Annotated in this window: 13 protein-coding genes; 7 read left to right on the top strand and 6 right to left on the bottom strand. The window is 36.9% G+C overall.

Annotated features, from left to right (window positions below):
- The first annotated feature begins 18 nt into the window (after nt 1–18).
- The 3 genes from H344_RS0119360 to H344_RS0119350 all read left to right on the top strand — a co-directional run bounded on the left by H344_RS0119360 (nt 19) and on the right by H344_RS0119350 (nt 3,089).
- Nucleotides 19–720, top strand: coding sequence for a sulfite exporter TauE/SafE family protein (locus tag H344_RS0119360; RefSeq protein WP_026811770.1), 702 nt, complete (start codon nt 19–21; stop codon nt 718–720).
- A gap of 205 nt (nt 721–925) precedes the next feature.
- On the top strand, nt 926–1,849 hold the full coding sequence (locus H344_RS20905; RefSeq protein ID WP_051254414.1) for a metallophosphoesterase: 924 nt from the start codon (nt 926–928) through the stop codon (nt 1,847–1,849).
- A gap of 430 nt (nt 1,850–2,279) precedes the next feature.
- On the top strand, nt 2,280–3,089 hold the full coding sequence (locus H344_RS0119350; RefSeq protein WP_034257045.1) for a carbohydrate-binding family 9-like protein: 810 nt from the start codon (nt 2,280–2,282) through the stop codon (nt 3,087–3,089).
- Nucleotides 3,090–3,247: 158 nt separating this feature from the next.
- On the opposite strand, the gene H344_RS0119345 is transcribed toward H344_RS0119350, so the two are convergent.
- Nucleotides 3,248–4,804: a serine hydrolase gene (locus tag H344_RS0119345; protein ID WP_026811768.1), complete on the bottom strand. Its 1,557-nt coding sequence runs from the start codon at nt 4,802–4,804 to the stop codon at nt 3,248–3,250.
- Nucleotides 4,805–5,378: 574 nt separating this feature from the next.
- Between H344_RS0119345 and H344_RS22255 the strand changes: the two genes are divergently transcribed.
- The gene (locus tag H344_RS22255) at nt 5,379–5,585 is read left to right on the top strand and encodes a GNAT family N-acetyltransferase (RefSeq protein ID WP_240485031.1); all 207 of its coding nucleotides are present in this window, start codon (nt 5,379–5,381) and stop codon (nt 5,583–5,585) included.
- Between the two features lie 263 nt (nt 5,586–5,848).
- Nucleotides 5,849–7,276: a bifunctional metallophosphatase/5'-nucleotidase gene (locus H344_RS0119335; RefSeq protein WP_026811767.1), complete on the top strand. Its 1,428-nt coding sequence runs from the start codon at nt 5,849–5,851 to the stop codon at nt 7,274–7,276.
- A 56-nt stretch (nt 7,277–7,332) separates the two neighbouring features.
- Here the strand turns inward: H344_RS0119335 and H344_RS0119330 are convergent, their stop codons facing one another.
- From H344_RS0119330 to H344_RS0119320, 3 genes are all read right to left on the bottom strand, one after another.
- Nucleotides 7,333–8,112, bottom strand: a complete 780-nt coding sequence (locus H344_RS0119330; protein WP_026811766.1) for a TIGR03915 family putative DNA repair protein — start codon at nt 8,110–8,112, stop codon at nt 7,333–7,335.
- Complete coding sequence (locus tag H344_RS0119325) at nt 8,112–9,374, bottom strand: putative DNA modification/repair radical SAM protein (protein WP_026811765.1); 1,263 nt, start codon at nt 9,372–9,374, stop codon at nt 8,112–8,114. The genes H344_RS0119330 and H344_RS0119325 overlap by 1 nt, the downstream gene beginning before the upstream one ends.
- Before the next feature lie 270 nt (nt 9,375–9,644).
- Entirely contained in the window at nt 9,645–10,379 is a 735-nt protein-coding gene (locus tag H344_RS0119320; RefSeq protein WP_157378406.1) for a type ISP restriction/modification enzyme, read from the bottom strand.
- 332 nt (nt 10,380–10,711) lie between these two features.
- Here H344_RS0119320 and H344_RS0119315 point away from each other — a divergent pair, with 332 nt between their 5' ends.
- Nucleotides 10,712–11,278 carry a cupin domain-containing protein gene (locus H344_RS0119315; protein WP_026811763.1) on the top strand — a complete coding sequence of 189 codons (567 nt, stop codon included), beginning with the start codon at nt 10,712–10,714 and terminating at the stop codon, nt 11,276–11,278.
- A 43-nt stretch (nt 11,279–11,321) separates the two neighbouring features.
- On the opposite strand, the gene H344_RS0119310 is transcribed toward H344_RS0119315, so the two are convergent.
- Together H344_RS0119310 and H344_RS0119305 are read right to left on the bottom strand one after the other, a co-directional pair.
- The gene (locus H344_RS0119310) at nt 11,322–12,158 is read right to left on the bottom strand and encodes a phosphatase PAP2 family protein (protein ID WP_026811762.1); all 837 of its coding nucleotides are present in this window, start codon (nt 12,156–12,158) and stop codon (nt 11,322–11,324) included.
- A 368-nt stretch (nt 12,159–12,526) separates the two neighbouring features.
- Nucleotides 12,527–12,910: a hypothetical protein gene (locus H344_RS0119305; RefSeq protein WP_026811761.1), complete on the bottom strand. Its 384-nt coding sequence runs from the start codon at nt 12,908–12,910 to the stop codon at nt 12,527–12,529.
- Nucleotides 12,911–12,974: 64 nt separating this feature from the next.
- Between H344_RS0119305 and xerA the strand changes: the two genes are divergently transcribed.
- Nucleotides 12,975–14,102: a site-specific tyrosine recombinase/integron integrase gene (gene xerA / locus H344_RS0119300; RefSeq protein ID WP_240485030.1), complete on the top strand. Its 1,128-nt coding sequence runs from the start codon at nt 12,975–12,977 to the stop codon at nt 14,100–14,102.
- The last annotated feature ends 138 nt before the right edge of the window (nt 14,103–14,240 follow it).

The following is a 14,240-nucleotide window of genomic DNA, read 5'->3' as shown; positions in this document are numbered from 1 at the left end:
CTATCTAAAAGATAAACCATGCTGGCAACTGCTGTATTATTAGGATTAATGGGAAGTTTTCACTGCGTAGGCATGTGTGGACCCATTGCTTTTATGCTACCTGTAGATCACAAGAAGCCTGGAAAAAAACTGTTGCAAGTATTTCTCTACCATTTTGGAAGATTAACTGCTTACGGGATTATAGGGTTAGTATTTGGCTTTTTAGGAAAAGGCCTTTATGTTTTTGGATTACAGCAAAAGCTCTCTATCATCATAGGGGTTGTAATGATTGTAATAGTTCTTATTCCTTATAAAACCTTTAATAAATATAATTTCTCCAAGCCTATCTATGGACTCTTGTCTAAGTTAAAAAGTCAAATGGGCAAGGAGCTAAAAAAGAAAAGTCCAGATACTTTCCTAACCATTGGCTTCTTAAATGGTTTTTTACCCTGTGGTCTTGTTTACATGGCCGTATTTGCTAGTATTGCCACTGCAAACCCTTGGCTAGGTGCTCTTTTTATGATGTTATTTGGTTTGGGAACCATTCCCTTAATGACCACCGCCGTATATTTTGGTAGTATGCTAAAAGGCAAGGCCAAACAATCTGTACAGCGGTTGATACCTGTATTTGTAGTGATAATAGGACTCCTGTTTATATTGAGAGGAATGGGACTAGGAATACCCTATATTTCTCCTGCCCCCATTACGGAGACCGTATCTAGTGCCATAGAATGCCATTAACATTAAGTATTTTTAGGTATTGGTTTTATTTTTCAACTTATTTAAAGTAGGTTTGTTTTAAGCCTATGGTACCCTTGCAAAGCTTCAGTTAGCGGTAATCTAACCTGTCAGTTTCTGTAAAAGAATAAATATATTTCAGTTCGCTATTCCACAGAAACCATCTCAAGAACCAGGGGACTAAAAGCGCAATAAAAGTTTAGGAATTATGATAGGAAGAAAATTCTTAGGGATATTGCTATTTTCACAGCTGACTTTTCATGTGGGTTACAGTCAACAAAACACAAGTACCATGTCTAATACCAACAAGACCCAGTTCTCCATAGGCGTAATCGCAGACTGCCAGTACTGCAATGAGCAAGGAACGGGAATAAGAAAATATGCCAAATCGGAGCAGAAGCTAGAGGAGTGTGTAACGCATTTTAACACTATGGATTTAGCTTACACCATACACCTGGGTGATTTTATTGATAAGGATTGGGAAAGTTTTAATGTTGTAACCCCCATCTATAATAGGTTAAACATGCCAAAATACCATGTACTGGGGAATCATGATTATTCTGTGGAAGATGATGAAAAAGCAGAAGTCTATAAAAAGATGGACATGCCCTCCCCCTACTATGATTTTAAAGTGGAAGATTGGCGATTTATAGTGTTGGATGGAAATGACATAAGTTTACACGCCTATCCAGAGGATAGCGAAGCCCATCTTAATGCCGCCAATTACTATGTAGAAAACCATGCCGATTCCCCCTTTTGGAATGGAGCCATAGGTCCCACGCAGATGCAATGGCTTAGAGATGTCTTAGATAAGTCCTTAAACAACAAGGAGAAGGTAGTACTATACTGTCATTTTCCAGTGTATCCAGAAAACATCCATAATCTATGGAATGCAGATGAAGTTATTGAAACACTAGAAAGCTACCCTAATGTAAAAGCCTACATAAATGGGCATAATCATGAAGGAAATTACGGCGAAAAAAATGGCATCCATTATATTACTATGAAAGGCATGGTAGATACTGAGGAGAATTCCTATGGTGTGGTAAAAGTATCTCCAGAATTATTAGAAATTATTGGTTACGGGCGTGAAACCAGTCGCATCATAAAATTACAGAACAGCGGACAGTAGATATTATTGCAAGGTGGATAAAATGATAGGATGCTGTGGACTTCATAGATGGAAAAATCTTATAGCACAACACCCAATTTCTGTTTGCATCTAGACCGATTAAAATAGCTTAGGCTATAATCTTATAAAGGAACATTAATAGGCGCATACATGTCTATAACCAGAGTGCTTATAATCTTTCCCAGTTTTTATGGCTTGTTTATTCCAGTCAATATAGATTTACTTTTCATATCTTACTAGATTTTGGAGTGAACGATAAAAGTTTAGTCAGCAAAACCTAAATAGGAATTAGAAACCTTAATTAAACATCGTCAATACATTGATTATCATCAAAATAGGAGTTATTTAACTATTTCCTTGGCAGTGAAAAATTGTTTGACTGCCGAGAACATTTCCTACCTAAACATTTAACCGCTATAAAGAATTGAAAATGGATAAAACTACAAGTACAGATTATACTGCTAAAAAGATATCGAGTTCCATAAAGGTAGACGGCAATACCAAGAAACCAATTTGGAAAAACGCTAATTGGAGTAAGCGCTTTGTAGACTTAGTAACAGGCGATCCAGGAATGTATAATACACAAGTAGCCATATTATGGAACAACACCCATCTTTATATTGCCTTTGAGGCAGAGGAACCTTTTGTAGAGGCCAAACTAACAGAGAAAGGTAGCATTGTTTTTTTAGAAAATGATTTAGAAATCATTATAGACGGTGGGGACTGTTATTATGAATTAGAGGTAAATGCTGCCAATACTATTTATGAAGTCTTTTTTATATGGAAGGATGCTTATAAAAAAGGGGGCAAGTTTGATATTCCGCAATTTGACGTCCATCAAACCGAAGCGTATACCTTTGGAGGAAATTATGACCGTGAGGGTGAATCTTTTTGGAAGGGAACCCATCCTAGGGGAATTCGATGGGCCTTTACCAATTACAATTTACCCAACTTAAAAACAGCAGTACATGTAGATGGCGTTTTAAATGATAATAAAAATGTAGATAAAGGTTGGCACTTAGAAGTTGCTATTCCTTGGAGCAGTTTGGAGTGGTTGGCCAATGGTAGAAGCTTACCTCCCACTAGTGGGGACATTTGGAAAATGTTTTTAGGCCGATTTCAAAAATTGGTAGTTGGTGGCAAAGCAGTGCAACCGCACCCTGCTATGGTTTTAAATAGTCATGGCGCTTACGATGCCCATCTACCTGAAAAATGGAGTAAAATTAAATTTGTTGATTAAAGGGGGCTGCACCGTTAAAGCATTACTCCTATCATGCCTTAACAGGCAAACAAGGAATGAGAAAAATCACACAACGTTAACCTCTAAAGTAACCAAATACCGCCCACTATTTTTTAAAGTAAGGGTGAAAATTTAAAATCAACACCCCATTCCCTACCCTATTGTTTAATAAATCGCTCTGTATGGGTATAGTTAGAGGGATATGCCCCTACTTGCAACAACAAGGGTCGTAGGGCAAATTCAAATTCCAACACAGCTACCTTTCCTTCTTTATTCAAATGAAATTGCATAAACTCTTCGCGTTGGGCAGGATTTTTCCAAATGGCCCTAAAAGTATCGTAATGCCAGTGTTCTAGCCTTGCTTCCAAGTTATCTGAATCCCAAAAACGAAGCACTAAATCTTTCCCGTCTTTTTTCACCTCTATCTTTCCGTATCCGGCCGATTGGTACACGCCTAAATAAGCATCTAAATCCAAACTAGGTTTTGTTTTCTTAATTCTGGCTTTATGGATTTCTTCACGAGCTGCGGAAGCACGCTCATAAGACCTCTTATATCCTTGTAAGTAGCGTTGGTTCCAATCTACCTTGTTCTCTCCTAAGTAAGCATCCATAACCTGATATGCCACAGCATTCCCCAAACTATTAAAAGTATTCCCTACTACAATAATACCCAGGTCCAATTCTGGCATTAGGTACATGGCCGAGTTAAATCCGTCTGTGGCACCGCCATGGGTAATTACACGTTTCCCCTTATAATCGGTAATAGTCCACCCAAAGCCATAGCTACTTTGCGCAGCCATGGCATTAGACTGTGAACGGACCATCTGTGGCTTATGGATCTCGTTCATCTGCTCTGCACTAATTAAAGTCGTATCCTTAAAACTACCAGAAGTCCCCAGTTGCATAAGCATCCAATTATTTAAGTCGTTTACCGAAGCGTTAACTCCCCCTGCAGGTCCGGTATTATCCCAGTTTCTTCTTGAGATGGGCACTACCTTTCCTTGGATCTCTTGATGGGGATAGGCTTGATTATCGTTTGCTTTCAGCTGTGTGATACTGGTAGTTGTAGCGTTCATCTCTAGCGGAGTAAAAAGGGCTTCTTTTAAAAATGTATCCCAGGTACGTCCGTCGGTATATTCAATAATCTGTCCTGCTAAAGAATACATAATATTATTATAGACAAACTCCGAACGGAAAGGTTTTTCTAAATCCATATATCGCATTTGGTAGAGCACGCTATCTCGTGGACTAGCGGTCATAAACTGGAGCCTATTGCCCAATATTCTTCCTAATCCTACCCGATGCGTTAATGCATCGCGTATAGTAATTTCCTGGGTCACCCAAGGATCTTTAAGCTGAAACCATGGAATATGTTTAATGATTTTATCATCCCAACCTATTTTACCTTCATCCACCAAAATTCCGAGTGCCGCTGCGGTCATATTTTTACTTACCGACGCAATACTAAAAATAGTATTAGCATCTACCGGCTCCCCGCTTCCCAATCGCTTTTCACCAAAACCTTTTGCAAAGACAACTTCTCCGTCCTTTACAATACCTACTGCCATTCCAGGAATCTTCCAATCTTGTCTGCTAGACTCTACCCAAGAATCAAAATTCGCAGGTAGGGATTCTTGAGCGAAAATGCTAGAAAACAAAAAACTAAAAAATACAACAAGCGTTACCGAAAAGCTATTATAATTACGATTTGTCATGGGTATAGATTTTCCCCAAATATACTTACAACTTTATACTATTCCACCTGAACCGAGTAAACAAGGGATTTTCTACGGAGATAAGTGAATATTAAAGTCGAATCTTGCCTCAGAATCAACAAGCAACCGTCTTTTAGAATTTTAATTATGGTAAAAAGGATGCAGTTATTATTCTTAACTTGTATAACAGTAGAGGAGAGCAGGGTGATTTAACCTCATTTTAAAAAAGTTTTATTAGGAAGCGAATTGTAATTATGTTGCATTGAAGACTACATTTTATTCTCTCACCTTATCATATTCCCCTTTTGTGCGTAAACAGAATAAATAACGTTACCTATAATGATAGAAAGATTGCAGAACAGAAAGGAGGAAGTTGCCAAAAGCATACATTCCATATTTCAATTATCATATGCAGTGGAAGCTAAATTATTAAATCTAAAATATTTCCCTCCCCTTAAAAGGCCTATTGAAAGCTATCATAAAAGCAGTACTATCTTTTACGGATACTTAGTAAAAAAAACTAGCAGGGATTATCGAGATCACCCACAGCACTACTCTAACAGAGATAAATAGTTTGGCGGTTCATCCATTATTTTTTAGACGTGGGATAGGTAAAGAATTAATAGAATTCATTTTTGAGAATATTGATTCTAACCATTTTACAGTGGAGACCGCAATTAAAAATATTCCTGCCATCACATTATATAAAAAGTTGGGTTTCCATGAGGTAAAACAATGGGACACGGAAATAGGAATTAGAAAAATACAGTTCATAAAATGAGGTGAAAAATACCCTCACCCCAAAATCACCCACTTTAAATCACACCATACTACCCTCCAAGCCATGCTTCCTCCGGAGTGAATCTTAGTTTTTCATTATTTAAGTAAGTGGATAAAGCAACAAATACTCCCAAATAAGCACAGCGGCAAACTGTAATTACAGTATCTTTTATTCATGTGTGCACTGTTCTTCTCCATGAAGTTATAATACCAAAAGGAATAGGCCGTATTTGGATAAGGACACTACTAATTAAAAAATCTATAATGAAACTCGACATACTATTTATTAATGATGTACATGGTTACATTGCGCCACATAATGAATTGTTTTATGATGAAAATGGGGAGTATATCGCTGAAGCGGGAGGATATGCTCGTTTGCATTCCAAGGTTGAAGAAATACGGAAGAAGAACCCCAACACCCTATTATTTGATGGAGGCGACACCTTTCACGGCACCAAACCTATTGTAGATTCTAAGGGAGAAGCAATGGTTCCTATTCTTAATAAAATGAATTTTGATGCCATGACTAGCCATTGGGATTTTGCTTATGGGCCCGAGCAACATAAGAATATCACCAATCAATTAAATTACCCCAATTTGGCCTGTAATATCTTTAAACCAAATGGGGAATTATTTTCTACACCTTCAAAAATATTTAGTATGGAAGGCATTAAGATTGGCGTAATAGGAGTTGCTGCTTTAATTGTAGACAAAGTTATGCCCCCTTCCTTTGCTGGGGATTTGCGGTTTACTGCTGGACTAAAAGAAGTTCCCCAGCATATAGATAAGCTTAAAAAAGAAGGTGCAGATGTTATAATTCTACTTTCCCACAATGGTATGCCACAAGACATTGCACTATTAAAACAAGTAGAAGGAATTGATATATGTTTAAGTGCCCACACCCATAATCGTTTGTATTCTCCTGTAAAGGTTAAAGACGCCCTGTTAATCCAATGTGGGTGTCACGGATCGTTTTTAGGGAGAATGACATTGAATATAGAGGAAGGAAAAATTCAGTCTCATCGTTATAACCTCATCACAATAGATGAAAAAATTAAAGAGAATGAGGAGATGAAAATGCTGGTGGACCCCATTTTAGAAGGCTATAAAGACATACAGAACAATATAGTGGGTAAAACGGATCAACTATTACACCGCTACGCTACCATAAATGCTAGTTTGGATGAATTAATGCATCAAGGAGCCTGTTTTGTGACCGATACCGATATTTGCTTGTCTAATGGATGGCGATATGGTATTCCAATTAAAAAAGGGGATATTACGGAGGACGATTTATATAATATGGCCCCTATGAATCCGCCAGTTTCCGTAATTGAGCTTACTGGAAAGGAAATTAAGTCTATGTTAGAGGAAAATCTATCTCGCACTTTCTCCTGCGACCCAATGAAACAAATGGGAGGGTATGCCAAACGTATATTTGGCTTACATCTCAATATTAGAATAGAAAACCCAGATGGAGAAAAAATTCAAGAATTGCTTTTCAAGGGGAACCACATAGAAATGGATAAAACCTATAAGGTAAGTTTTATAACTGTACAGGGGGTGCCTAAAAAGTATGGTTTTAATAGACAACAGACAGAATTTAGGTTAGTAGAAGCTATGAAGCGATATTTAGAAGCACATCCTCACTTTTCTCTCTTAAAGAACAAAACATATAGGCTTGTATAATACAGCGTATAATTTTTTTAGGGGGTACTTAATAGCCCTACCAAAGAGAGCGTAAATCACCTCAGCTTCTCACTTAAATATTTCCAATACCGTTTAGGTACGTGCTGTATATGCAATTTCATATTTTTCCTAGAGGGGATATTAGTACTCTCAAAATAATCTTGCCATAGTGTCTGGAATTCCAATTCTTCAGTCGCGAAAAATTCTGAAGTAGTTTTGGTAGCATCAAAATCATCTGGCAGGGATAGGTTAATAATATCTACCTTTTCTAGATCATAATAGAGTCCGTAATTACGTTTAAGGTCATAAATAACCCATTTTTGATCGGCATATCTACGTTTAAAATGTGCAGAGATTAGAGGTAAGACATCAAAGTCTGGTTCTATATTGGCAAAATAAAGTCCATCTTTCGTCAACCTAAACCGAACAAAAGCTTCCATTCTATGTTTTTCCCGTCCTACACTTTTGGCTACTTGGGTTACTTTTAGCACGTCTTGGTTTGCAAAATCAGCATCTATTAGCATGGTGCTATTTAATGCGTATTGTATATATCGCAATAACAAATTTTCTACCTGTTTCTGTTCACTTAAAAATGCGTAATACAATTTAGACCGTCCCTTTGCCGTTGTTTTCTTTTTTATGCCTTTCCAAACCCGATCAGATTTTTCCAGATCTGTTAACACCTCCTCACTAGTGCCGAACAAGGATTCTTGGGCGTGACTTTTCCGTTGTATATGTACCTGCTTCAGTTTTAAATCGTACACGTGGAACACACAGGTTAGAAACCCATCAAAAGTACCATCGTAAACCAATGTATAGTCTTGTGGAAGTATCATTATTCGAATAAACTTAATTGTGGGCTCAGGATTTTTTGATATTTGCTCGTGGAGTTCTGAAGGATCAGTGATTTTAATTGTGGCCCCGTTAAATCGCGTCGTTCAAAATCCCGTGATTGACAAATTAAAAAATATTTCGCTCTATTCAAGGCGACCCCCATCTTTTGTAAATGTTCCCAGTTAAGGTTTCGAAAGCGTCTGGCCTGAAGTATTTTGTAAACTGATTTCATCCCCAAACCTGGCACACGGGCCAACATTCGTTTATCGGCTTTATTTACATCTACCGGGAATTGCTCTAAATTTCGCAATGCCCAACCTAATTTGGGATCTACTTCTAAATCTAAATTCTGATGATCATTGTTCAAAATCTCGTGCACTTCAAATCCATAAAATCGCATCAACCAATCAGTCTGATACAACCTATTTTCGCGAAGCATGGGTACAGCAGTACCTATTTGCGGCAGGCGGGTATCGTAGCTAATAGGAATATATCCGGAATAGTACACCCTTTTTAGATTAAACTTTTTATAGAAGTAATTGGAAGTCCACATTATCTGCTGATCACTCTCCCCAATTGCACCTATAATCATTTGTGTACTTTGTCCGGCTGGTGCAAATTTTGGTGTACTCTTTATAAGTTTCTTTTCAGAATTGTAAAGGATAATTTCGTTTTTGACCTTCTTCATGGGTTTAATAAAGTCTTCCCTATTTTTTTCAGGTGCCAAAAGTTTTAAACCTTCCTTAGTAGGAATCTCAATATTTACACTTAATCGATCTGCATAGAGACCCGCCTCCTTCATCAATTCATCAGAAGCCCCCGGTATGGATTTCAGGTGGATATACCCATTAAAATTTTCTTCTAACCGCAGTTTCTTCGCCACAGCTACCAAACGTTCCATAGTATAGTCTGCACTCTTAAAAATTCCGGAACTCAGGAATAAGCCTTCGATATAATTACGACGATAAAAGTTAATGGTTAAATCTACCACTTCTTGAACCTGAAAAGCAGCACGCTTTATGTCGTTACTTTTTCTAGTGACACAATACGCACAATCGAAGATGCAATAATTAGTCAGTAAAATTTTTAAGAGGGAAACGCAGCGTCCATCTTCGGTATAAGAATGGCAGATTCCCATACCAGTGGCGTCCCCAAGCCCTTTAGAAGTATTACTCCTCTTACTACCACTAGAAGCACAGGAAACATCATATTTAGCAGCATCTGCGAGTATTTTTAATTTTTCTTGGGTTCGTTCAAAAGACATAAATAGGGGATTTAGTAAACTTTCGTCGCTTTATCAATTGATTTTAAAGCAGGTAAAACTATTCAACAATTGTGCCGAATTTTGTGTTAGACACAGGTATTTTAATTTATTAACTTTAATATTTATAAGCGTGTATTCAGCAAATCAGGTCGGCAAATTATCACACAAGATCTCGTCTTCTATAAATGATGAGGAACTATTTTGTGATGAAGGTTGATATCAAAAATAAGATTGAACCTAAGAATAATAGAAGTTGTATACGACTAATTATTACACCATAATTTTATCGATTTCTTTAATGAGGCTATCGGTTTCTAAAAGTGTCGTAATTATTTTTTGATATTCCGTAATGTCATCAACCTCCAAGGTATTACCCTTACGATCTTTCAGCCATTTTTTAGCAGGCAGATTCCCTCCAATCTTTAATTCCCATACCGATAAGGGGATATTATCAAAATATTGCTGATCGTTTATCCACACACGTCCTAAATTATCTTCCCCGTCTACTATTTCCCAATCCATTTCCTCAATACTAGCTGTGATAGTATTATTCCCCTCTTGTGGAAAGTTTGCAATAAATTTTTCCACTTTAGCAGCATCTATATTATGAATGGCAAGCAATTCACCGCCTATAGCCGCCAGCCGCCAAAACGTATTGGAACCTTTTGGGTACGGCAATTGCAGAAAGTCGTTTTCTAGATAAGCTAGGTTTTTTTCTCTATAAGATTCTGAATGCCATACGGCATAGCAGAAATTTAAAATATCTTTTGAAGAAAAGGATGTTTTATAATCGTCTCTTAACTCAGGACTATTTACAAAACACACATTACCTGCGATTTCATCCTGAGTTAAATAAGATAGTCCTAATGTATTCCCTAACTGTTCTACATAATGCAACAGGCTTAAATTGATGGAATCTTCTCCCACCTTACCTCCACTCAACAGTGCATTCATTTTCTTCCTAAAAAGATGATGGAAAAATATAGGATTCTCTTTTTTATTCACTTTTAGATAAGGAGATATAATTTTTTACTGAAGGTTATGTATTATTCATCTATCGTAAATATACCTATTTGCTAGATAATTCTCCTCTACCTAAGCCCTTAAACAGTTTAAACATGCTTTTTGCCTCACAACTAGTAAGAATTTTATGACTACACTTTACTAGGATTATGCTACTCACAGCCGAATATTACAATACTGGGTATAGTGATTAATTATAACCTTAATTGCGGTAGTTTAAATTTAACTAAGCCTTTCAATAAGCAATTGATTTATGGCGTAAATTAGAGTAATAAATCATTTGGACGCTTCACAACTCTTATAAATCTTTTATCATGAAAAGAAAGGGATTTTTTGCAGCACTTCTTTCCTTCACCGCCCTACCCTTCTTGGTATTTCCATCTAATGAAAGAACAATACAAAGAAAAACTAAGGGGTTTAAAATTAGCGCTGGTGAAGGTCGATTTCACGGACATATAAAATTAAAGGGGGTAAATTCTAATATTTTGGATGTAAAAATCTCTGGAAAGGACACTCAAGGAGACTTGGCTATATTTGAGCAGACCTCACTCTCTCCAGGCAGAGGAACCCCATTACATGTTCACCATTACCAAGACGAAATATTTTACGTCATTGAAGGAGCATACTTTTTTAAAGTTGGAGAGGAGAAATTTCATTTAGTTGCTGGAGACAGCATATTCTTGCCTAGAAAAGTGCCACATGCATGGACACAAGAATCGGACAAAGGTAGAATGATGGTTAGTTTACAGCCCGCAGGGAAGCTGGAAGAATTCTTTGTTACCATGTCAGGTCTAGATCACGAACCCTCACCAAAAGAAGTGGCACAGATTTTTGCAGATAATGAAATGCAAGTAGTTGGCCCACCATTAAAGTTAGAATAGGAATATGGCTATGGACTTTTTAGAGAACTGTTAGGGCACGCTTCTAAAACGTACCTCTAAAGCCAATAGTTCCAGGTCCCATTTGCAGGGTCCAACTAATCTTATCCTCTGAGAATTGATTTTTGTTCTCCTTATTTTTCAAGAATTTATCTATACTATCTACCACTACCACACTTAACGCCACACTTATGCCTACATCTGTGAGCCAATGTGCACCATCCCATAACCTAGAAATTGGGGAAACCATGCCTAGGGTATAAATTCCGCCTTTAATCCAAGGGTTTTTAAACTGCTTGCCTATAGCATAAAATGTAGTAACGGACAAAATAGTATGTCCGGAGGGAAAGCTATGATAAGCAGCTTCTTTACTGAACGGTTTAAATTCTCCTTTCCCAAGTTCGGCTACTGGTCTTGCACGGCCCACAACAGTTTTGGTTATACTCTGGAGTACCCCTACAGTTACGGAGGAAGAAAGTAAAAGGACGCCAGTATGTCTTATTTTTTCATTTTTGGTAAACAAGCCTACCAAATACACGCCACTGTTTAGGGAATAACTGAATAGCGGTTTACCCATGTAATAACCCGATTCTTTAAGCACGTTGGGAATATCATCGTCTTGTTTCCTAAACCAGTTAGAACTATCCTCATCAAACGTATATAGTGCAGCGGTTCCCAATAGGATTGATCCTGCAGTGAGAAAATCCTTTTTTTCCCAATGTAGAGGTCGGGTATAGGAATGTTTAACGCCACCAAAGACATTTTTAAAATCTGTGACCAACATTTGCTTGGTACTTAATGTATCCTGCGCCATTCCCAAATGCACATTTAACAAAAGAAAAAGACCAAGAACCAAACGCTTTACCCCTAGGATCGTATTCATACGTCAATTTATTAATATAAGAGGCTACAAATAAACAAAACGGCAGCAACAAGTCGAAGAAAAAAGTAAATAGACTTATATAAATCCCCTCACTAATACACCGCTTTGTAAATCAGCGTCTTTACCCACCACATAATGTTATTGTTTTTATTGGCACTAATAGCTTTAGGGGTAAGACTCACCACTTCCTTTTTCCAATAATTAAAGCCTCTTAAAATTAGATTATTTAATTAATCATATATTTCTAAACGCACTTATATATAGTTTTCGTTTAAATTATTTATCATAAAAAAACCTTAAGCAGCCATAAAACGCATTCCTTGCTCTTTATGCAATTTATAATACCGTATTACATTGTAGTTACATCTTCATTTAGGGACCTCCATATAATCTTGCCAAGTTACCAAGAGATACTTTTCCTTACCCATATTTATTCTTTTTAGAAAGCCATATTCGTACACAAAGAGGTAGACTTCGCCCTTTTGGTTTTTCCAATAGTGAGTGAAAAATTTAGGATCAAAACCTTCCGTGGTCAACACCGATTTTCTTATGGTGGTATAACCAGATCGATTATATTTTTTAAGCAGTTTCCTATTTATTTTTAATTGTCTATCTACTTTCAGGTAGAATGCTTCTGATATTTGCCGATCTTCATATTGATTAATAGACCTACATTTTGTGGAACAAAATACTTTATCAGACCTACCTTTCACAATAGCATCGCAAACAGGACATTTTCTACTCTTAGTCATTTGTACGAATATATTATAGGTATAAAATACGGATTATGATTCTAGTTATTACTAAACTTGGTACATGAATCCCATAAAATCCATAACGCTTTATCATTTGATGATCCATAATAAAAGGATGATTGGGATAAAATTTACTCCTGATAAACTTATTCAAGGATTAATAAAGGGGTTACCAAACCCAAGGTGGAGTGACCAGCACCAAATGGCCTATATAGATAACACCAAAGAGCAATTAGATATACTGTTAGATACCTTTAGGGGCGTAGTTTGGATTAATTTCAATCGCTTTTACCCCAATAAACCTTTAAATACGACTAATGAGAATGTGGATGTTGAATGGTTCCGAAGAAGGAAGCTTCCCCTAGGCTACAGGGTCTGTCCGGAAGAATATCTTTTAAAACTAGAGTTAAAGCGGTATTCTAATAGTACGGTACGTATTTATGTTAATTTTTTTGAGATGTTCATTAACCATTACAAGGAAAAGGATTTGTACTCTATTGACGAAAGTGATATTAGGGCTTTTCTTCAAGAAAAGATTCAAAGTAATTTTTCCAACTCCTATTTAAATCAGGCTATAAATGCCATAAAGTTTTATTATGAAGTAGTATTAGGTATGCCCAATCGGTTTTACGCTATAGAACGACCTCGTAAAGAATTTAAGCTACCTACTGTAATCGCTAAGGAAGAGGTACTCGCTATGATAGATAATATCTACAATTTAAAACATAAATGTATAATTCAATTGCTGTATAGCGCAGGATTGCGACGTAGTGAATTAATAAATCTAAAACCAATGGATATAGACAGCAAGCGAATGCTGATCAGGGTAGAAGACTCTAAAGGAAAGAAGGACCGGTATACCTTACTTTCTAAAACCGTTTTAACCGATCTTAGGGCGTATTATAAGGAATGGCAGCCTCAAAATTATTTATTTGAGGGTCGCAAGGCAAGTAAGTATGCTGCTACAAGTGTTTTACAAATTGTAAAAAAGGCCGCAGAAAAAGCAGGTATAAGTCAGACTGTTACCCCACACACCCTTCGTCACAGTTTTGCCACCCATCTTTTAGAATCTGGGGTAGATTTAAGGCAGATTCAAGTTCTTTTAGGGCATGGATCTAGTAAAACAACGGAAATTTACACCCATGTGGCTACAAATACTTTTAATACAATTAAAAATCCCTTAGATTAGTCGGGATATAAAAGATATATAATCACAAGTTACCATACACCTACGTTAGCGGAAATATGTGGGGTGAAAAAAGATAATCTTCGGGGCTTTACCCATTTTTGCTTTTACCCTATAATTTTCCAATCTGTACGCAAGCAG

This window comes from Arenibacter latericius DSM 15913 (genome assembly GCF_000424985.1).
GTDB classification, from domain to species: domain Bacteria; phylum Bacteroidota; class Bacteroidia; order Flavobacteriales; family Flavobacteriaceae; genus Arenibacter; species Arenibacter latericius.
Note: the sequence above shows the minus strand (reverse complement) of the source record. Positions and strands in the feature narration are given on the sequence as shown.

What these genes read in the sequence shown, in the direction of transcription:
- H344_RS0119360 (WP_026811770.1), top strand. Translation starts at nt 19, where the DNA reads ATGCTGGCAACTGCTGTATTATTAGGATTAATGGGAAGTTTTCACTGC.
- H344_RS20905 (WP_051254414.1), top strand. Translation starts at nt 926, where the DNA reads ATGATAGGAAGAAAATTCTTAGGGATATTGCTATTTTCACAGCTGACT.
- H344_RS0119350 (WP_034257045.1), top strand. Translation starts at nt 2,280, where the DNA reads ATGGATAAAACTACAAGTACAGATTATACTGCTAAAAAGATATCGAGT.
- H344_RS0119345 (WP_026811768.1), bottom strand. Translation starts at nt 4,804, where the DNA reads ATGACAAATCGTAATTATAATAGCTTTTCGGTAACGCTTGTTGTATTT.
- H344_RS0119335 (WP_026811767.1), top strand. Translation starts at nt 5,849, where the DNA reads ATGAAACTCGACATACTATTTATTAATGATGTACATGGTTACATTGCG.
- H344_RS0119330 (WP_026811766.1), bottom strand. Translation starts at nt 8,112, where the DNA reads ATGATACTTCCACAAGACTATACATTGGTTTACGATGGTACTTTTGAT.
- H344_RS0119325 (WP_026811765.1), bottom strand. Translation starts at nt 9,374, where the DNA reads ATGTCTTTTGAACGAACCCAAGAAAAATTAAAAATACTCGCAGATGCT.
- H344_RS0119315 (WP_026811763.1), top strand. Translation starts at nt 10,712, where the DNA reads ATGAAAAGAAAGGGATTTTTTGCAGCACTTCTTTCCTTCACCGCCCTA.
- H344_RS0119310 (WP_026811762.1), bottom strand. Translation starts at nt 12,158, where the DNA reads ATGAATACGATCCTAGGGGTAAAGCGTTTGGTTCTTGGTCTTTTTCTT.
- H344_RS0119305 (WP_026811761.1), bottom strand. Translation starts at nt 12,910, where the DNA reads ATGACTAAGAGTAGAAAATGTCCTGTTTGCGATGCTATTGTGAAAGGT.
- xerA (WP_240485030.1), top strand. Translation starts at nt 12,975, where the DNA reads ATGAATCCCATAAAATCCATAACGCTTTATCATTTGATGATCCATAAT.